Origin of the sequence: Bradyrhizobium sp. SZCCHNS3002 (assembly GCF_032377435.1) — a bacterium.
Taxonomy (GTDB): domain Bacteria; phylum Pseudomonadota; class Alphaproteobacteria; order Rhizobiales; family Xanthobacteraceae; genus Bradyrhizobium.
On the sequence record NZ_JAUHHY010000006.1, the window covers coordinates 191,452 to 210,851 of the forward strand.

The window sequence follows — 19,400 nt, forward strand, 5'->3', positions numbered from 1 at the left end:
TATGTGCTCGTCTCCCTCCACGTCGTCATGGCCGGGCTTGTCCCGGCCATCCACGTCATACCGCGCGCTGAGAACCGCGTGGATGCCCGGGACAAGCCCGGGCATGACGGAGTAACCAACGCTGCGATCGCGTGCCGCAGCGGCTCGACTTATTCTGCGGACGTCCGCCACCGCTCCGCGCGCCGGGCATGCACCGGCGTCAGGCAGCGCCGGGCACGGTTGATCTGCGCGTCGGTGGCGCCGCGGCTGCGCGCATACATCTCGGCGACCTCGGCCGTGTACTTCTCGACGTAGTAACGGACATCTGAGCACGACATCCGCGTCTCCGCACCTGACTCGCCCGCCGCCTGAAGCTCCGATCCCATCGCCAGGATCAGCAGCCCCCCAGCCATCACGCCCCGCAACATCGACATCCCCCCTGATTGCCTTGCTTGCTAACAGCAGTGAATCGTGCCGGCGGCGCAAATTAACAATCGCCCGATCGCGAAGTCTGACGCGCAGTGTTGCTTGGCGGCGTCACCGCAGTGTCACGGCCGACTGCCGATACGCCACGGTTCCGCGCGGGAACTGTTAGTCAGGCCATCGCGGATGCACGACGGCTCACACCGTCATGCTCTGGCTTGACGTGCCGGTGCCGCCGCTCGTGCCGTTTCCGGAAGCGCCTTGTGCATTGTAGCCTTGCGCATTGTAACCCTCCGCGCCCTTGCTGCTGCTGTCCGATGCGGCTGCGGTCTTGGTCACCTCGGTCGATCCGTCGGAATAGGTGATGGTTGTCGTGGTGACGCCATCGAGCGTGATCGACACCTCGCTGACCACTGCCTTGCTCGAAGACGAGCCACCGCTGCGGGAGGAACTTTGCGATGCGCCGTCGGCCGGGCTCGTGGCCGACGACGAGGCCGTGGCGGTCGTCGACGAAGTTGCTGTGGTGGACGATGGGGCGGTGGTGGCCTGGGCCGAGACCGTGGAGAGAGGAGAACTGACGGAGCTGATCGACATGGGACTCTCGCGTGAAGAGGGACCAACCGCGCGAGCCGCGCGGCTTGCTTCTTCAACGCAACGAGAGCGCGGAGCTGGCGCGACGAGTTGCGTCTGATTGTGTCCGTGCCCCGCTGCGCTGTCGCCGAACTGGCGATTGCCAAACGCCTTGGGTGCGCTCTAATCTCACGCGCGTATGACCGTCGAGTTCTCCTCTCTCCAGAAGTCCCGCTTTGCTGACGCCGGTGCGGTGCATTTGCCGGCGTCGCTCGATGCGTCGGCGTTGCGCGGACTTGTCGCGGCCTTGTCCGGCCACGCACCAGCGCAGGCCGGCACGCGTCTGCACGGCGTGGCAGCGTTGACACCCTTTCTCGCCAATGACGGTCCGGTCGGCCGCGCCGCCGCCGCCGTTCTTGGGGACGCGACGCGCCCGGTTCGCGCCGTTTATTTCGATAAGACTGCGCAGGCCAACTGGGCGGTGCCCTGGCATCAGGACCGCACCATCGTGGTCCGTGACCGCATCGAGGTCGCAGGCTTCGGCCCCTGGACGATCAAAGGCGGCCTGCAGCACGTCGCGCCGCCTTATGAGGTGCTCGCGCGAATGGTCACCCTGCGCGTCCATCTCGACGCCGTCCCTGACGGCAACGCGCCGCTCCTGATCGCCCCCGGCTCGCACCGCCTCGGTCGCATCCCGGAAGCCGATGCGCCCGTCGTCGTCGCGCGCTGGGGCACCGCCGTATGCCGCGCCGAGCCGGGCGACATCTGGCTGTATGCGACACCGATCCTGCACGCGTCGGAGCCGTCCGTGCAGCCCGGACATCGTCGCGTGCTGCAGGTCGACTTTACGGCGGACGAGTTGCCGGGTGGGCTGATCTGGTTGGGCGTATGAGCCGTCCCGACGGAGCAGGGGCATAAGCGCAGCGTCATCCGCCGTTCGAGGAGCGGCGAGACGGCGGATTACGCTGTCGCTAACCCGCCCTACGCCGCCTGCTTCAGCAATTCGTCGATGGCCTGTTACTTGCCGAGAATCTTCTCCGCGGCCGTCACAATGCTGACCGAGGGATGCTCGGCGCAATAGGTGCCGAACTTCTTGGCGTTGGCGACGAACTCCTCGGTGTCGAACAGCGCTTCGTCCTGGTCGCCCTTGTACCAGCCGTCCAGCCAGATCAGCACCATCTTGATGGTGTCGTCGCCGCTTTCGACGAACTGCTTGCAGCTCATGGTCGAGAGATCGAGCACGACGGCGGAGGCCGGAGCAGGGGACAGCAGAACGGCCGCGGTGAACAGAGGAGCGACGAGCGATTTCATGGGGCGTCTCCAAACGGATATGATGAAAACAATGAACTATGCAGAGCGTTACCAATCCCTTCGCAGACCGAGCTGAAAGACGTGGTCCCGGTCGCGGCGAGCGGCAGTGGTAGCACTGGCCGGAGCGCGCTCAGAAGTCAAGGATGCGGCGGTTGGGTGCGGCGATCCGATGCGCCCGTCGGGCAACTCACCTCGATCCGAAGCCGTGGTGTCAATGGATTCCGAAAAACATAAATCGCTTGGCGGCTTCCCCAAATCAGCATTATGGTCCGCGCATCCCGTTGCACGGTAGGGGACGGTTCGCGGTCGTCACGGACGTTTGCAGCGGGATGCGGTGGACGCGGGCGGGCGGCGTGCTGATAGCACGGACGAACGTCAGGCTCGCGGACGGTGAAGGCGTGTGGTTCTGATACTCCGATGCTAGTATCCAGCGCGATGCGCGAGAGCGCGTCGTCGCGACATGGTGGCCAGAAAGCCCGGTGCACCAGGAAGAGCGCGCTATAGCCCGTTAAAACCATCGCGCGGGGAAGGCCGGGTCTGTCCGGCTGTACCTGTGGTGACTGCCGCCTGCTTTTTTTCTGCAGGCGGGCCACGGGCCTCAGCCGAGGTCCGGCCTTCCTCGCGCCCTCCATCTGGAGAGGGCGGGACTCAAGGGGATCACTCGGGCGCGCAGCGCGTCGCGAGAGCGCGGATGCTCATCTCATCACGAGCTCATCTGATGCGGCATTTTGTATGGCAGTGTGGATCGGGACTGTGCGCCTGGCGTCATTGCGAGCGCAGCGAAGCAATCCAGAGTCCTTGCTCGACCCTAGATCGCTTCGCTGCGCTCGCGATGACGGAATTCCGAGTAGACGGCCTGCGCAAGAAACGACCTTCATCGCCACAAAGTTTGCAATGACGTAGTGCGGGGCAGGGCGCGGCCACAACCTCAACTGTCGTCCCGGCCTTGAGCCGGGACCCATAACCCCAGGGAGGAGTGCGGGGCACGATGGAGGAGCGATTGGGCCAAGCCATGACCGCCGGTGAGTCTGGGTCCCGGCTCAAGGCCGGGACGACACCTTTTGTGTGGCGCATGTCGCGCCACCAGCACATTGTGTGGCTCGAGTCCTCACGCCACCAGCACGGCCTCCGCGGCGAGCACGGCGTCGGCGCCATCGGTGACGGTCTTTTCCAGCGACGGCGCCTGCACCGCGAACGTCTCGGCGAAGAAGCGGGCCAGCGCGACGTGGCGGGCGCCGTCGGTCTCGTTCTCGCTGCGCGCGGCCAGCGCCTCGTTGGCGAGCATGCAGCCGCCGAGCGCGGAGCCGAACAGGCGCAGGTAAGGCGTGGCGCCGGCGAGCGCGTCGTTCGGCGCGGTGCCGAGCTTGTCCAGCAGCCAGCGGCTGGAGCGGTCGAGCGCGCCCAGCGCGTCGCGCAGCTTGGCGCCGGTGGTGCCGAAGGCCGGATCGTTCGAGGCCTCGACGCGGCGGACGATCTCGGTGAGCTCGTCGAGCAGCTTGAACACCGAGGCGCCGCCATTGGCGCCGAGCTTGCGCGTCACCAGGTCGATCGCCTGGATGCCGTTGGTGCCCTCGTAGATCGCGGTGATGCGGGCGTCGCGATAGTGCTGTGCGGCGCCGGTCTCCTCGATGAAGCCCATGCCGCCATGGATCTGCACGCCGAGATAGGCGACCTCGTTGCCGATGTCGGTGGAGAAGGCCTTCGCGATCGGCGTCAGCAGCGCGCCGCGCGCGGCGGCCTCGGCACGGACGGCCGGATCCTTGGCGCGCACGGCGACATCGAGCGCGACGGCGGTGGCGTAGCAGATCGAGCGCGAGGCGGCGGTCAGCGAGCGCATCTGCATCAGCATGCGCTTGACGTCGGGATGGGCGATGATCGCATCGGAGCCGGTGCCTTTGCTGCCGACGGCGCGGCCCTGTTTGCGCTCCTGCGCATAGGCCAGCGCCTGCTGATAGGCGCGATCGGCGACGCCGACGCCCTCGAGGCCGACGCCGAGCCGCGCCTGGTTCATCATCGTGAACATGCAGCGCATGCCGGCATTCTCTTCGCCGACGAGATAGCCGATGGCGCCGCCATGGTCGCCCATCGTCATGGTGCAGGTCGGCGAGGCGTGCATGCCGAGCTTGTGCTCGATGCCGCTGGCATAGATGTCGTTGCGGGCGCCGAGCGAGCCGTCGGCGTTGACGAGGAATTTGGGGATGAGGAAGAGCGAGATGCCCTTGGTGCCGGCCGGCGCGTCCGGCAGCCGCGCGAGCACGAAATGCACGATGTTGTCGGTCATGTCGTGATCGCCATAGGTGATGAAGATCTTCGAGCCGGTGATGCGGTAGGTGCCGTCGGCGGCGCGCTCGGCGCGGGTGCGCAAGGCGCCGACATCGGAGCCGGCCTGCGGCTCGGTCAGCTGCATGGTGCCAGTCCACTCACCGGAGATCAGCTTGCCGAGATAGATGTCCTTCAGCTCGTCGCTGCCATGCGCGTCGAGCGCCTCGATGGCGGAGAGTGTCAGCAGCGGACACAGGCCGAAGGCGACGTTCGAGGCGCTCCAGATCTCGGTGCAGGCGGCGTTGATGGCGAGCGGCAGGCCCTGGCCGCCATGCGCCTCGGGGCCGGACACCGCGTTCCAGCCGGCCTCGGTCCAGCGCTTGTAGGCATCGGGCCAGCCCGGCGCGGTCGTCACCTTCTTGTCGGCGAGCTTGACGCCGTTCCTGTCGCCGATCGTGTTGAGCGGGGCGAGCACGTCGGTGGCGAACTTGCCGGCTTCCTCGAGCACGGCGGCGGTGATGTCGGGGTCGAAATCGCCGTAATGGCCGGCCTCGACCGCCGCCTTCAGCCCGGCGCCGTGGTTGAGGGCGAGCAGCATGTCGTTGAGCGGGGCGCGATAGGTCATGGCGTGTCCTCGGGGGTCGAAATTTGCCGGTTTGGCCGCCGTCATCCCATGAAACCGGCCGGGTCTCAACTTTTTCGCAAGTCGTTGCGGCAGGCCGCCGCGGCGGCTCGGGACGGGCGGGATAAGAGCTTGTCCAAATTGACGAATTGGCGGCAGCCCCGGATCACTTGGGCGCGCCGTAAAATTCCTGCCGCCCGGCGGTTGAAATGGGCGGGCGCGCTCTGTAGACCACGGACGCCGATCCGGAATCGCCGGGCGTCTCCACGCTACGCCGATCCGCCGAGCCTGATGGGGCGTAGCCAAGCGGTAAGGCAGCGGATTTTGATTCCGCCATTCGGAGGTTCGATCCCTCCCGCCCCAGCCAGGCTAGTCCCATGATGTTGTTGCATAAAATCACATGCGGCCGGCTTGCGCGCTCGCGCATTTGGAAATTCGGTACCCCCCTCATTTGGAAATTCTGTGCTGGTTTCGTTTTTCGCCCGAGCTCGCCCCCCCAAGGCAGCGCATTCAACACGCGCGTCCGCGTTACGCGGTCGCCGTCGAGATGGACGTCTTGGGCATGCTGCGGGTGATGATGGGGCGCCTGCGCGCTGAAGTTGCCGTTGGTCCGCGGCTATCAGCGGCGATCGGCCTTCCGGTTCGCTGTCGTGCCGAGGGGCGCCGCGCCAAGCTCCACAGCCTCTTCGTCTCGCACGGGGCTGATAGGGTCGAGCTGCTTCTGCGTCAGCAAATGCGCATGTCTCTTGCGGGTCGCGGCGAGGGCGCGCTGCATCGTTTCCTTGGCATAGCCGCGATAGGCCTGTGCCGTCTTGTGACCCGAGAGCGCGCGGCCCTGGCCATCAGTCAGTTCTGCTTCCTCGAGTTCGGTCATGCCGCCATGACGACAAGCATCGAGCGTGAACAGCTCCGAGACCCCATCGATCTTCTTGCGCATCTGCTGCACAAGCTTCTCCATGCCGGGGTAGGACCAAACTTTGGCGTTGCCTTTGCCTTCGCCTCGCTGGATCCGGCGCATGATCATTGGAACGCCGATCTTCGGCAAGTGACTCAGGATCTCCTCGGCTTCGGAGTAGAACCTGATGGTCTCGCCATCGACCACTTCTTCGAGTGGGTGCCAGACCAGTGCCTTGTTCTTGTGGTGCTCGATGCGCACGGCGTTGGGCCACTGCTTGCTGCGATAGTCCGGCCACGTCAGGAAGCCCGCCACGACGTTCTCAGGCCTTTGCAGCCACTCGAAGCAGATCACCGCGACGGCCGCCGGCTCGGGCCGACCTTCTTTGACGCAGCCCCAGGCGAATTTATAGACCTCCTCGCGCGTGACCGCATGCTTCCTGGTCTTCGTACGGCTTCTGAGGGTGAAGTCGTCCCAGGGATTTGGATGCTTCTTGTCGAACAGCTCGGGGTGCAGTCGACGCATGATGCGCCAGACCTTGCGGCAGAGCCCGACGACCTTCTCTCCTTGGCGAAGCCTCAGGCCGTTCGGGCCATCGATGATCTTTTCGTAGATCTTGTCGGCAGCTCTCGGTGTCACTTCGATGATCTGTCGTTCGCCGACCCGGCGGCCGCTCTTGCCGACCGTGTCGCAGATCATCTGCATGATGCGCTCATAATCGGGCCGCGACCGGGGCGATACTTTCTCGGTGTAGGCCTTCTCCGTCTTGTATTGCCTGAACAGCCAGTCGATCGTGCCATAGCGCGCGATCTTTCCCTGTTCGCTCGGCTCTCCTTTGCGCTGCGCGTTCCACTCGTCGAACAAGCCGTTGAGGGCAGAAGCGCGTCCGCCTTTTCCGTCTTCTCCGCAGGCGACCTCATATCTCGTCCCCAGCGGTTCATTGGCCATGCTGCAGCCCATCCCGCGATAATAGGTCGGAATCCGGAAGTAGAATGCGAGCGAGCCGTCGACGAGCCGACGCGTTTCCACGAAACGCGGCAACGGACGTTCCAACGTCACAAATCCTCGGCGAGGTCGGCCGGCACCAGATCCGGTGCGATCGCTCGGTCCAGATCGTCTCGCAACCACAGCTGACGTCTCCCATCCTTGACCCGTGGTCGAGGATACTCCGAACCGACTCGCTTGAGAAATGCTTCGACGGTCGGCTCGCCGCAATATCCGGCCGCAATTGCAGCGGGCATGCGGCGTGGCCAAGACCCCGCTGGAATTATGGCAGCCCGACCCATTGCCACTGTTCTCCGTCGCCGATTTGCCGGACGAGACGTCCTCTAAGCGCAATGGCAGATGACGCGAGCAACGCAATGGCGGTCGGGAGCAGTCGAAGAATTGGATACGTTAGAGTTGAAACGAAGGGTGCTAAGTCAACTGCTGGTGCGAGGCGTGAAGCAAGCTCCGCAGACGGCCGCCCCGCGGACGCTTCCTGTTGCGGTGGAGAATGGCCGAGCGTGGGCGGTGATTGCCGCGGCGAACCGGATCGCCGCCAGACGGAGAAGCTGACTACGAATCTGAGGGTCGGACGTTCGAATCGTTCCGGGCGCGCCATTCAAATCAAGCACTTAGCCAAAATCACCGTTTGAGTTTTGAAAACTAAAACGGTTTTTCAAACGGTTGAAATGTTGCTCTTCGGATCCGGGGGGCGGCAATGGCACCCGGCGAGCGTGGCTGCCAGGATGCAAATCCAAAGGCAGCGCGAACCTTTGGACGGCAGCTTCCCAAGCTGCATACGAGGGTTCAATTCCCTTCGCCCGCTCCAGTCCACTTTCTCCTGTAAAATAGGGCGGCTCCTCGACGTTCCGCGTCGCGGATTCTCGCGTTCGCGAAAATCTTGTACAAGCCCCGTACAAGAATCGTCCCGGAATCTAGCGGATGGCGCGCCGGCAGGTCCGGCGAGCGGATGATCGTCGCGGCGATGATCGCCGCCGGCATCGTCGACGCCACGCCGGCATCGGCATCATCATGCTGACGATGACGATGCCGACGATGATGATCGCGGTCCGACCTTGGCGGCTACGCGGCCCGTCTCGACGAGATGTTGAAGTAGGCGTTCGGCGAGCCGGCGTGGGTCCGCTCGGCGGAGAAGCCCAGCGCCAGCGCCGCGGCGATCAGCATGCCGTTCGCGACATAGTCTCCCGCCTCGCGCTCGGCGTCGTGCTTCAGCCCGTAGCTGCTGCGCTTGCGGTTCATCGACTTGCGTCGGCCGAACTTCGAGAAGAACACGGCGGCGCGGATGAACTCGTCGAAGCTGTGGTCGCCGAGCATCTCCGCGCGGTTCTTCAGGAAGCGCGCCTCCGCCTCTTCGGGCGTCTCGCCGCGGTCCCGCGTCACGCGGTACCCGAAGCCGCTGAGCTCAGGCGCGAGGTCCATCGCCCTCCGGAGACCGGCCTGCGCGAACGCCTGCAGCAGCGCACCGCTCGGCGCGTCGAACGAATGCTGGCGCAGGTAGTCGAGAAAGGCGCCTTCGTCCGGAGCGGTCTCCGCCGCCGCCGCCGCCAGCGCCGCGCGCATCGATGCGTTCGTCGCCCAGCCGAGGCCGCGCGCGAGCGCCTCGACGCGGTGGGACGACTTGACGTCGGGGAGCGATGCCCCGAGGGCATCCTTCATATATTCGATATCGTTGAGAGTGATGATCGACTTCATCTGCAATCCTCGGTACGGGCACGGGGGTCGCCGATTAAGCCAAGTGCCGCGGTCCGAAAGGATCGGGATGGTCGATGTGGAAGCCGTTTGACCCGGCGACAGGTCGGAGGTGGCGAGCCCGCGCAGACTATAGCGATCGCCGTGAGTCGCCGCAAGGCCGCGGTCCGTCGGCGAACCGCTCGTCGTGGACGGTCCGCCGCTAGGGCTCCTTCTGCTGCGTGGCCTGCGAGACGGCACCATCCTTCTTCGCAACGCGGACGGTGAAGGCGTTGCCGGTCGTCGGCACCGTGAATGTGACGACGTAGGCGTCGCTGTCGGTTTCCATCCTGTCGAAATGGATCATGTCGGCAGTGAGCTTCGTCTCCTTGGCGACGAAGCCGGTGGCGGTCGTGACCGCGCCTTCGGGCGTGGTCGGCGGCGCGAACAGCCGGTTGACCGCGAACGTGACCGTACCGGCCAGCGCCACCGAAAGCGCGATGATTACGACGCGCGCGTGATCGCGTACGCCCTTCGAATATTTTTCGACATCCTTCGTATTCCGAGGGACCTTCGCGCTGACGGTCAGCAGATTGGCGTAGGCCGAGAGTCCCATGACGGCGAAGGCCACGATGAAGACCAGCCCGGCGCCGGCCAGCACCAGCACCCACTTCGAGAACGTGTCGCTCGGAACGCGCGACGGGTCGGTGAAGAGCACCGCCACGCCGCCGATGCCGGCGAGCCCGAGCGTGAGCGTCTGCTTGAGGAACTCGAACCGGCCGGAGTTCGCGTCGATCGTGTCTTTGATCGGCGGGAAAGGCGGAGGCGCTGCATCGTTCATGGCCGGCTTAGACCGGCCAGCAAGTGCAGCCCGAGAGGCTTTCCCACAGCCTCATGTTCTGGAGGACGAAGACGCCGCCGATCGTGTGCTTGGACGTCTCGACCTTGTTGCGCTTGTCGGCCTTCCTCGCGAGATCGAACAGAAACTCGGGCAGGGCGTCGATGACCCGATGGACGATGGGAGCCCGGTCGACGGCCACGGCGAAATCCCCGAGGCCGAGCGTATCCACATGGACCGCCTCGAGACCCTCCTTTAGGATGTTCTTCGCCTGCTGGCTTAGCGTCCAGCCCGACTTCTTCTCGAAATCCAGGAAGATGCTGTCGAGCGGATGGGGGGCGGCGGACTCGATCATGACCATGGATCACCTCAGGGGTCGCGCATGCGCGGGAATGCAACTGGAAGGCTACCATAAGCCGGCCAGGTGGCAACCGTTCGGCGTCGCGCCAAAACGGCGATCAAGGTTCGATGAACGCCCGCCGCCCCCGGATCACACCCGGTCGGCCCTTGACCAAATCGAACCACCGATTTGAGGTGCAGTTGCGCGCTCCAGTCGATCCGCAGTTGATTGATCGGGTCGGGCCGCGGTAGCCCTGCGGGATTCATGACAGTTATTTGGTCATCGGATTCCGGCGTCCGGACGGGCGTCGACGGCGTCCATCGGGGTCACGCCGACGTCGTCGATGATCCTCGGCGCGGCGCGTTCACGCCGAGTATTGCTGCACGATCGCTTTGCCGCGCGCGGAGATTCCGTCCAGCATCGTGTCAAGCACCGGTTCTTTCAGGCCCTCGACCCTCGCCTCCTTCACGACGTCGCTCAGCGCGTCGGGAATCTTCTCGCCGAGCGCCACCAATCGCGCGATCATCTCGTCGGGATCCATTTTCATTAGTTCGGCCTGCCGTCTCCAATGCCGCGGCATGACTTCTGAGAACTTGTAATAGCCGCCGACCTTCATCGCCATGCGCAACCGCCGCCGCTCATGTTCGTCGTCGTCGTAAGGCACGAAGCTCAGGACGTCGTAGAGCGGCGCAAGAAACATTCGCCTCCCCGGAAGGTGGATGACGGAGAAGTTCTTCGCGTGCGCGTCGGTACCGAGCACCAGGAAGTTGAAAGCGATCATGTCGGCGAACGCCGCCTTGTCCGCTTCCGGATCGCTGGCGTAGCGCAGCACGTCGTTGGAGATCTGTTCGATCGAGGGGCCTCCCTCGCTCTGGTACTTGACGGCGGGATGCACGCCGAGCGCCTGGCACATGTCTTCCTGGTGGAATCGTCTGACGACGCCGTCCTTGTCGATCTCGCGGTCGTAACGGGTGACGACGATTGCGACCTCTTCGCCAAACTTTCCGACCTTCACTTCAGCCGCTGTGATCCCGACGTAGTTCGCGAGACGCAGGCACGCGTACTCGTTCTCGGTCGTGCCTCGCAGGTGAGGCATTGGCGGCTTGAGGATGTGCGTGGTCGCCCGGCGGCCGCTCGGTACGCCCCACTGCTTTCCGTCGAACAGTAAGGCCATCTTCGGCTGCGCGCCGGCGAGACTGAAATGCCCCCGGTCGCCGTCGCGACGTCCCGTCCAGGTCCTCTCCTCGCGCAGGCGCTTGAGGCGATTCGCGACCTCCGCCTCGTCGATCCACTGGACCTCTCCGGGCGAATTCGCGTTGGCGGCCATCCACTCGTCGGTGACGATCTGGATCGCGCCCGCGCAATCCTCTCCGACCTTCGACAGCAGAGCGAACGCGCTGTTCGGCGACACGCCGTAGATCTGTCCCCATTTTTGCAGGGTCTGCTCGTTGTCCGGAAGCAGATTCCAGAGATAGTTGGCCACCTTCGCGCCGGAGTGCTTCTTGGCGGCGAGAGGCAGGGACATCGAAAGCGGAATCTGGACCTTGTCGGCTGCGAGCCAACGATCGGCGTACTCGATGGCGAGGACGCCGGTATCCATCTGCTCGAGACGGCCGATCGGGACGCCGCCCATAAGGACGTTCATAAATTTGCTCATCGCCGCCGTCCCTTGAGGAAGCTCGGCTCGTCAAGCGCGAGATCACCAGTGTCCAAGTCGCCGTTCCGGACCGATCCCGACAGACTGTCGGTGTTCAGGTCGATCCCCAGCGTGGCGAAGGCCTTTAGCACCGTTCCGAGGCTCGGGTTCTCCAGGCGGCCGGTCTCGAACTGCGAGATCCACTCCTGGGTGGTCCCCAGCTTCTTGGCGAGTTGCTTCTGGGTCAGCTTCCGTCGATGGCGGGCTTCCCGGACAGCCAATCCTAAGTCGCTGATTGTCTTCAAAATCATACCGATCGTCCCATATGAGGTTTAAGACATATAGGACGGGTATGATTTTTACGCAATCTCCGCGCGATATTAGTTTTACATAATAAAGTACAGATATGAGTTAAAACACATAAAGGTACGATCGGCGGCTCGGCTTTGCCGCGCCGTCGAAGCTCGTCGTCGCGACGCGGATCGCCGGCGAACGACTTTCCGTCATGCCACCAGCGAGAATCCATGCTTCGGCTTCGCCGCCCAACGCTGGATGTCCTTCTCGCCGACCTTGACCTCAGTGGCCTTGGCCAAGCGCAGCCACCGATCGTCGGTGCGGTAGAAATCCGGTCGTTCGTCCTTGTCGAGGATGAGGTTCGACTGGTCGGCGAAGAGGACGAGCGCGGTGGCGGCATGGAGCCGCGAACTGTTGTAGCGGATGCCGTCGATCTTCCGCTTTCCGATCTTGACCGCGGTCCGGACGTATTCGGTCACGATCTGGGTCGGGACGTACTCTACGTGAACCCGGTCGTCGCGTGCGATCGGGCGCGAGATGTCCCTGCTGATGCTGTGGAGGAATCCGAGTTGCGGTCGCGGGTCGCCCATGGTGTCGGGAAGTTCGGCGAACACGCTGGGCACCTCAGGCAGGCGCGTGAGATCGAGGATCAGCAGCTCGCGATCGTTGACGAACTTGCCCACCGCATATGTGCCGGGCGCATCGGCCGTTTCGGCGAGCGCGGTGTCGCGGTCCTCGGCGGCATAGGTCATGACGACGCCCGGAGGGCTCATCCGATTGGTCTTGATCGCATGATCGACCGGCGGCGGCCCGAGCGTACCGGCCGTGACGTAGTGCTTTCCCTTGTCCTGCCAACGTGCGCGGTAGAGCGCCGTGCTCGCCGACAGCGGCACGAATGCGCCCGCGCGTTCGGCGAAGGAGAAGATGGCGCGCAGGATCTCGGCGGGAGAGTAAAGTTCGTCGTTGTTAGGCCACTGCTTCTTCTTCTTTTCTTCGTGCAGGAAGAAGTAGCGGCGCTGGTGCTTCACCATCTCGCAGAAGCGCTCCCAACTGAACTTGAGCTGCTGCGTCGGCGACAGCGCGTAGGGTTCGGCTTCGCTCCACAGATCATTGTCGAGGCCATTGGAGATCGCGTTGTGAAGCCGGCTGTCGACGTCCTGCGGGAAGTCGAGCCCCAACTCGTCGAAGATCTCATAGGTGCACCAGGTCTGCCCCTGCCAGCCACCCTCGGCGGATTCGTAGGGCAGGCCCGAGTTCGCTGGATCGTCGTAATAGCGGTAGATGGTCGCCTTAATGTGGTCGATCACCTCATCGAGCGGCGCGGCGATCGGCTCGTCGCCGGTCGCGTCGCAGAAGTCGCATTCTGTGCGCTCGGCGTGGTTCGAGCAGAAATCCTTCATGCCCTGATCGCCGAAACATTCTCCGCAGACGAATTCGTCGTTACTCCGGTAGCGCGGCAAGAAAGCCTCCCGTCATGTCACCGCCGTGGCCGAAGTGCTCGACGGAGCATGTATGTAGTAATTCGCGCGCACGGATCAACTCGAATCCGCTGGCGCGTCATGTCGTGAGCTCGGTGCGCTCCCTTCTGCCCGCCTCGGAAGACCGGATATCGCCCGCCATCGCCGCCGAGCCGGTAACTCGCGTCAGGATGAACTGAAGAACTCGACGATTTCGCGAGCGGCCAGTTCCGGCTTGCGCGAGGAGCATTCCCAGACGACGAGCACCCGGTAGCCAAGTTCTTCCAGCCGTCTTAGGTGTTCGAGATCGCGAGCCTTCGTCCTGTCCAGCTTCGGCCGCCAGTATCCGCGGTTCGATTTGGGATCGGACGCCAGCGCGCAGCCTTCATGAGAGTGCCAGAAGCACCCGTGAACGAAGATCGCAAACTTGCGGGTCTTGTTCGCGAAATCGGGCTTGCCCGGAAGGTCGCGGACGTTCAGCCGGTATCTGATCCCGGCGAGAGACAAGAGTTGCCTGACGACGCGCTCCGGAGCCGTGTCGGTCGACCGAATCCGGGACATGGATTGGCTCCGGGTCAGGGCCGCACGTTTGTACCGAGGAAGAAGCTTGCGGAGTTTGGCCATCTAAATGATCGGTGCCCTAGGCTGCGAGGAGATTCAAGGCCCGGCCAGGCTAATGCCGATCGCCGGGACGCGATCCGACGGCACCAGGAGCGTCGGCCAGTCGGCGATGAGGCGCCCGTCGCGCCGTATGCCCGCTCCAACGATTCTGCAGCCGGAGCCGACGCTGCTCGCGGGCAAGGCTCCGTGGATGGAGCGGCGGGTCACTACGCTCACGGTGGTCATCCCCGGCACCGTCGAAACGGCGCCTGCCAGAGTGACGGTCTGCAGATCTCCATCGTTGCCGAGTTGCACCGAATTCACTTGGCCGCTGACGGCAACGGGCGTTTCCAGCGCGGCGCCGTTCGGACTTCGCCGCGCGAGCCACTCCCAGAATGCCGGACATACAAGCTGGAAGCGGCATGACGCGCAGGAATTTTCCGATGGACTCGCGAAGTCCGCGGCACGCGCCACGGACGATAGCGCGCCGTTCCACGCGTCGAGATCCGCGATCGCGGCATCGGCTTCCGCGTCGCATTCGGCCCAGCTTGGGTTCAGGCAAGGACTTTCCGAGAGGCGTGTCGACTTGAACGGGTAATACGGCCAAGACCTGTGTGCCGCGCGGCTTGAGCTCGGCTCGGAGACTTCGGGTCAAAGCGAGAGCCGCTGATTTCGACGCCGAATAGGTTCCTTCTTGCGGAATCGTAACGAGTGCCACGAAGCTCAGAATGTTGACGAGCGCTCCGCCCTTCAGGGCCGGCGTTTCCTTGAAGGCTTGGGCGATCGCCAGGGGGCCGAAATAGTTGACCTCCATTTCCTGTCGAGCCCGTGCCAAATCGTCTGCAGAGAGCGGGCCGCGTCCGCCTAGAAAGCCTGCATTGTTGACCAGCAGGGTGACGTCGGCCGCTGCCGTAGCCGCGTTCGCAATCTGATCGGACCTGGTGACGTCAAGTGGAAGGGCAACGAGGCGCGAGTGGTCGGCGAACGAAGTTGCGAAAGAACTGGGATCGCGCATGCCGACGTAGACCTTTGCCGCTCCCCTATGTATCAGTTCGTCCACCAGCGCTCGGCCGATGCCGCCATTTGCTCCGGTGACCAACGCGATCGATCCCTGCACTTTCATTCCGAACCTCCAGTCCATCCTTCAGAAGCGAATCCACGACTTTAGTCTTCGCGTGACTGCAGTAACCCAGCCGTCGCGAAATCGGTTATTCAATTCCGAATAGGGATGTGTCTGTAAGTTCGACGGGGTGCGCGCGTGGGGGTCCCTTGTATGTCCGTCGGCTGACCCCATCGGCACTGGCGGTTGTCCGGCTAGGTCATGCTACCCGGAATGAAGCAGCGGACGATAGGGTGCCCGTCCAGATAATAGGGCCAGACCATGGTCTTGCCGAAAAGGTTGGGCTGTTTGAGGACCGCGTCGTCTGGAACATCGACCCATTCTCTAGCGATATAGACGCTGAAATGCTTGCCGTCCTTGCTCGTCCTCCACTCCACGTCCTTTATCACGATCCCGTCCGCGTCCGAGCAGCACGGCCCTCTTGCGGACTCAAGGCTCTCAAACCAATCGTGGAGCGGCGAATGGCGATAGCGACCATCCGGGTCGCGTGCCGATGCGGGTCCGATACCGAGCGAGAGCGCCAGGAAAAGCAAGAGGAGCGCCAAGCGGCCTATCGCGTGCGTAGAGAGCATTGCGAAAAGCTCCTCTCATTCCGATGCCTGTCCAGATCGAGCAGGCTGCGCATGTCCGCGGTCGTAAGCGGGAGGGCGTTCGCTCCGATCATGGTCGCTCACGTCCGGAGGAGTGCATGATCTCGAGAATGAAGCAAGTTCAACGATGAATAGCACAAGCACAACTTTGTTGTGGCCCATCGTTAGTCGATCGCCTGACGTTGTAGATGGTCATCTGGCTCTTCGGACGGTGCGCCCGGAAGCGGTGGCCAGATCGGGCCGTGGCGAGGCCGGTTGATACGCCGCACACCGTAGTCCCGCGCCGGCCGCGGCAGTTGATGTCTATCGATCCAACGATATGAAAGTCAGTTCAATAAAGGAATTAAAGATTCTTAGGTCGACATCAGCGGAGCCGTAGCTGCCGACGCCGCTCGGTAGCATCAGAGCGGACTTCGATGCCGCGCTGATGCTCCGACAGACGAAACGGAATCGCTTGACGAGTTTGAAAAAAGAACTGTAGTCTTGCATCGACAGCGAAGGAGCAGTGGCCGCGGGCGGTTCGATTGAGGGCTTCCGCGCTCGATCGGCTTCGCGTTGCCACCGTGCCCGCTCGAACAGGGGCGGCGAATGCAAATCACAATGACGTACCCAAAGAGGTGCGCGTCAGGGAGGTGGTGAATGTCGGTCACGTGGAGAGGGCTTGCGGTCCTGTCGTTGCTTATGAGCACCCCCGCAATCGCCGACGAGCCCGGAGTATCCGCAACCGAGATCAAGATCGGCGGGGTGTTCCCGTTTAGCGGACCAGCGTCGTCGATTGGCCTCGTCGGCAAGGGTCTGATGGCTTATGTTCAGTCGGTCAATGATCGCGGCGGGATCAATGGTCGTAAGATCAACTATATCGCCTATGACGACGCCTACAGCCCTCCGAAGGCGGTGGAGCAAGTCCGCAAGCTCGTCGAGAGCGATGAGGTGGCGTTCATGTTCGGCCAGCTCGGAACGCCCGGACTTTCCGCGACGGCGAAATATCTCAGGACGAAAGGCGTGCCCAGCATCGCGATCGTCAGCGGTTCGTCGAAGTTCACTGACGTCACCAGCTACCCGCTGACGACGACGGGCCTCGTCAGCTACGAAACCGAGGGGAAGATTTATGCCAAGTATCTGACCAAGGCGCTGCCGAACGCCAAATATGCCATCCTGTATCAGAACGATGATCTCGGCAAAGACTACGTCAACGCCTTCAAGTCCTTTCTCGGCAAGGACTACGATCGACGGGTGTTCAGCGCCTCTTACGAGGTTTCCGAGCCGACCGTGGACTCGCAGATCACGACGCTGAAGAGCTCGGGCGCTGAAGCCCTGATGATCGCCGGAACGCCGAAGTTCGCTGCGCAGGCGATCCGGCAGGCTTCCGTGATCGGCTGGAAGGCGACCGTGATCGTCAATTTTCCGTCCGGCTCGGTCGGCGGCACGCTCGCGCCGGCCGGTCTCGACAAGTCGGTGGGCGTGATTGTTGGAACCATCAACAAGGATGTTGTGGATCCACGCTGGAAGGATGATCCGGCCATACAGGCCTACCGTGCCTTCGTCGACAAGTATTTGCCCGGCGTCGATGTCACCAACGGAAGCTATTTGACAGGCTACCAGCAAGGCATTCTGCTGGAGCAGATCCTGAGACAATGCGGAGATGATCTGTCCCGCAAGAACGTTCTTGCGCAGGCCAAGAACCTCAGGGATTTCGTTGTCCCGACTGCATTGCCGGGAATCAAGGTGAATACCAGCGAAGCTGAGAACATGATTTGGACCCAGATGCGGCTGCAACGATGGAGTGGCTCGACCTGGGAAGCGTTTGGCGAGGTGCTGGACGCGAAGTCCGAGTGAAATCAGGCCGCCGGGGTGCCACAACGTGGCACCAGTGCCGGCGGCGGGGAGGGGGGCGGTAGACCGTCGCAGGTCATAACCTGAACGCCACCCGCATGCCGCGGCCATCAGCAATTCGGGAGATCATTCGATGTCGACGACGGCCCTGACGTTCGCGCCTCGTGAGGTATCCATCGAGCGCAGGATGGACGGCACTCTGATCTTGGGATCGCCACTTGAATGGACGCCCTGCGATTGGCGTGTCACCGATTTTCTTCCGCGCTGGGCGAGCGCCGAGCCCGATCGTGTTTTTCTCGCCCAGCGAGATGCCGAGGGAGGCTGGGACGAGATCAGCTATGGCGATGCGTGGTCGCAGGTGCAAGCCGTTGGCCAGAGCCTGATCGACATGGGGGCCAAGCCTGCGGACAGACTTGCCGTTCTGACCGGAAACTCGATTGAGAACGCGGTGATCTCATTTGCGGCCATGTCGATCGGGGTCGTTCTGGCCCCGATATCGCCGAACTATACGCTGATGCCTGGGGGACTCGCGCGTCTCAAGGACATCGCGGAAGTGCTGCGCCCGCGCTTCGTTTTCGTGCAAAGTGGACGCGACTTTTCCGCAGGGCGGGCGATCCCCGAATTGGCCGCCGCAACCTGGATCAGCGTAGATGGGGCGCCCGATACGGTTCCTTTTCGGTCCCTGACGGCGCGAACCAGCGGCGATGGCTTCCAGCAGGCGTCGGGAGAGGTGTCCTGCGATGACGTTGCGAAAATTCTGTTCACGTCCGGTTCGACCGGTTTTCCCAAAGGCGTGCTGAACACCCATCGGATGATGGCGAGCTCGTTGCAAATGGGAAGCATGCTGGTATCGCCACCGGTTGCGCCGGTCCAGGTGGAGTGGCTGCCCTGGCATCATACGATGGGCAGCAATGTCATTCTCCACAGCATCCTCAAGAATGGCGGGACGCTCTATATCGACGATGGGCGGCCGATGCCGCAGCTGTTTCACAAGACGATTGCCAATCTCAGGGAGATTTCGCCGACGGCCATGTTCAACGTGCCCGCCGGTTACAACATGCTCTGCGACGCGGTCGAAAGGGACCCCGATCTCGGCGCCAGCATCTTCAGGCGAATGGACCGCTTGAGCTATGCGGGAGCTGCAATCTCTCACGGCACCCTCGATCGATTGTATCGGCTGACGTCCTCGATCACGGGGCGGCGGATTCCCGTGATGTCGGGCTACGGCACCACCGAAACCGCTCCGACGATCAGCACGACGCATTGGGCGACGGATCAACCGGGCGAGATCGGTCTTCCCGCGCCAGGACTTCAGTTGAAGTTGATTCCCGTGTCAGACACCTACGAGGTCAGGGTGAAGGGACCCAACGTGACCTCAGGTTATCTCGGCAAGCCGGACTTGACGAGGATGGCCTTTGACGAGGAGGGCTTCTATCGAATCGGCGACACCGTCTCGTTTCTCGATCCGCAGAGGCCCGAGCGTGGGCTGCGCTTCACCGGCAGGATCTCCGAGAATTTCAAGCTCGCGAACGGCACATGGGTTGCGATCGGCAATCTGCGCGCGGCAATTCTCGCCGCCACCGGCGGCGTCTTGCTGGACATTGTTATTGCAGGCGAAAACCGCGAGTCATGCGCTCTGCTCTGCTGGTTGAACCTGACCGAGGCGGCCAGGATTTCGTCAGCGCCCGCTTCCGATCTTGTCTGCGACCCGCTCGTCATTCGGTTTCTGACGGATCGTCTTCGCAACTACAATAAAAACGTCGGAAGCAGTGAACGAATTTGCTCCTTCTCATTGCTGAAGGACCCGCCGTCAATGGCAGCAGGAGAGATTACCGACAAGGCTTATGTCAACCAGCGCGCCGTGCTGAAGGTTCGCTCCGACCAAGTCGAGCGCCTCTATGCGAGCGAGCCGGACCTGGATGTCGTGCGCTTGTGACCGCAGTCTCGATCTCGCCCG

Annotated in this window: 18 protein-coding genes and 2 tRNA genes; 6 read left to right on the top strand and 14 right to left on the bottom strand. The window is 63.1% G+C overall.

Annotated features, from left to right (window positions below; all coding sequences use genetic code 11):
• Positions 1–149: 149 nt before the first annotated feature.
• Both QW845_RS15005 and QW845_RS15010 read right to left on the bottom strand, forming a co-directional pair.
• Positions 150–407 (bottom strand): hypothetical protein, encoded by a 258-nt coding sequence (locus QW845_RS15005; RefSeq protein ID WP_315802542.1) that lies wholly within the window; start codon positions 405–407, stop codon positions 150–152.
• Between the two features lie 193 nt (positions 408–600).
• A complete protein-coding gene (locus QW845_RS15010; RefSeq protein WP_315802334.1) occupies positions 601–804 on the bottom strand; it encodes a hypothetical protein in 204 nt (67 codons plus the stop codon).
• Here QW845_RS15010 and QW845_RS15015 point away from each other — a divergent pair.
• Positions 794–1,093, top strand: coding sequence for a hypothetical protein (locus QW845_RS15015; RefSeq protein WP_315802335.1), 300 nt, complete (start codon positions 794–796; stop codon positions 1,091–1,093). The two genes, QW845_RS15010 and QW845_RS15015, sit on opposite strands and share 11 nt — an antisense overlap.
• Before the next feature lie 78 nt (positions 1,094–1,171).
• Positions 1,172–1,864, top strand: coding sequence for a phytanoyl-CoA dioxygenase family protein (locus tag QW845_RS15020; RefSeq protein WP_315802336.1), 693 nt, complete (start codon positions 1,172–1,174; stop codon positions 1,862–1,864).
• Between the two features lie 125 nt (positions 1,865–1,989).
• Here QW845_RS15020 and QW845_RS15025 read toward each other — a convergent pair whose 3' ends face one another.
• Together QW845_RS15025 and QW845_RS15030 are read right to left on the bottom strand one after the other, a co-directional pair.
• Positions 1,990–2,283: an HdeA/HdeB family chaperone gene (locus QW845_RS15025; RefSeq protein ID WP_315802337.1), complete on the bottom strand. Its 294-nt coding sequence runs from the start codon at positions 2,281–2,283 to the stop codon at positions 1,990–1,992.
• A 1,108-nt stretch (positions 2,284–3,391) separates the two neighbouring features.
• Complete coding sequence (locus QW845_RS15030; protein ID WP_315802338.1) at positions 3,392–5,170, bottom strand: acyl-CoA dehydrogenase; 1,779 nt, start codon at positions 5,168–5,170, stop codon at positions 3,392–3,394.
• A gap of 289 nt (positions 5,171–5,459) precedes the next feature.
• Between QW845_RS15030 and QW845_RS15035 the strand changes: the two genes are divergently transcribed.
• Positions 5,460–5,534 (top strand) — tRNA-Gln (locus tag QW845_RS15035).
• Between the two features lie 252 nt (positions 5,535–5,786).
• Here the strand turns inward: QW845_RS15035 and QW845_RS15040 are convergent.
• A complete protein-coding gene (locus QW845_RS15040) occupies positions 5,787–7,115 on the bottom strand; it encodes a hypothetical protein (protein ID WP_315802339.1) in 1,329 nt (442 codons plus the stop codon).
• Positions 7,116–7,774: 659 nt separating this feature from the next.
• Here QW845_RS15040 and QW845_RS15045 point away from each other — a divergent pair.
• Positions 7,775–7,875, top strand: a tRNA-Gly gene (locus tag QW845_RS15045).
• Between the two features lie 254 nt (positions 7,876–8,129).
• On the opposite strand, the gene QW845_RS15050 is transcribed toward QW845_RS15045, so the two are convergent.
• From QW845_RS15050 to QW845_RS15085, 9 genes are all read right to left on the bottom strand, one after another.
• The gene (locus QW845_RS15050) at positions 8,130–8,759 is read right to left on the bottom strand and encodes a hypothetical protein (RefSeq protein WP_315802340.1); all 630 of its coding nucleotides are present in this window, start codon (positions 8,757–8,759) and stop codon (positions 8,130–8,132) included.
• A 199-nt stretch (positions 8,760–8,958) separates the two neighbouring features.
• Positions 8,959–9,576, bottom strand: coding sequence for a hypothetical protein (locus QW845_RS15055; protein WP_315802341.1), 618 nt, complete (start codon positions 9,574–9,576; stop codon positions 8,959–8,961).
• 7 nt (positions 9,577–9,583) lie between these two features.
• Positions 9,584–9,934, bottom strand: a complete 351-nt coding sequence (locus QW845_RS15060) for a hypothetical protein (RefSeq protein WP_315802342.1) — start codon at positions 9,932–9,934, stop codon at positions 9,584–9,586.
• A gap of 343 nt (positions 9,935–10,277) precedes the next feature.
• Complete coding sequence (locus tag QW845_RS15065; RefSeq protein ID WP_315802343.1) at positions 10,278–11,546, bottom strand: type II toxin-antitoxin system HipA family toxin; 1,269 nt, start codon at positions 11,544–11,546, stop codon at positions 10,278–10,280.
• A gap of 20 nt (positions 11,547–11,566) precedes the next feature.
• Positions 11,567–11,860: a helix-turn-helix transcriptional regulator gene (locus QW845_RS15070; RefSeq protein WP_315802344.1), complete on the bottom strand. Its 294-nt coding sequence runs from the start codon at positions 11,858–11,860 to the stop codon at positions 11,567–11,569.
• A 192-nt stretch (positions 11,861–12,052) separates the two neighbouring features.
• On the bottom strand, positions 12,053–13,243 hold the full coding sequence (locus QW845_RS15075) for a HEPN-associated N-terminal domain-containing protein (RefSeq protein WP_315802345.1): 1,191 nt from the start codon (positions 13,241–13,243) through the stop codon (positions 12,053–12,055).
• Positions 13,244–13,486: 243 nt separating this feature from the next.
• Complete coding sequence (locus QW845_RS15080) at positions 13,487–13,924, bottom strand: very short patch repair endonuclease (RefSeq protein WP_315802346.1); 438 nt, start codon at positions 13,922–13,924, stop codon at positions 13,487–13,489.
• 49 nt (positions 13,925–13,973) lie between these two features.
• Entirely contained in the window at positions 13,974–15,041 is a 1,068-nt protein-coding gene (locus tag QW845_RS34140; RefSeq protein WP_409997916.1) for an SDR family NAD(P)-dependent oxidoreductase, read from the bottom strand.
• A 173-nt stretch (positions 15,042–15,214) separates the two neighbouring features.
• The gene (locus tag QW845_RS15085) at positions 15,215–15,592 is read right to left on the bottom strand and encodes a hypothetical protein (RefSeq protein ID WP_315802347.1); all 378 of its coding nucleotides are present in this window, start codon (positions 15,590–15,592) and stop codon (positions 15,215–15,217) included.
• Positions 15,593–16,249: 657 nt separating this feature from the next.
• On the opposite strand from QW845_RS15085, the gene QW845_RS15090 reads away from it, so the two are divergent.
• Both QW845_RS15090 and QW845_RS15095 read left to right on the top strand, forming a co-directional pair.
• A complete protein-coding gene (locus QW845_RS15090) occupies positions 16,250–17,446 on the top strand; it encodes an ABC transporter substrate-binding protein (RefSeq protein ID WP_315802348.1) in 1,197 nt (398 codons plus the stop codon).
• 130 nt (positions 17,447–17,576) lie between these two features.
• Complete coding sequence (locus QW845_RS15095) at positions 17,577–19,379, top strand: AMP-binding protein (protein ID WP_315802349.1); 1,803 nt, start codon at positions 17,577–17,579, stop codon at positions 19,377–19,379.
• Positions 19,380–19,400: the final 21 nt, after the last annotated feature.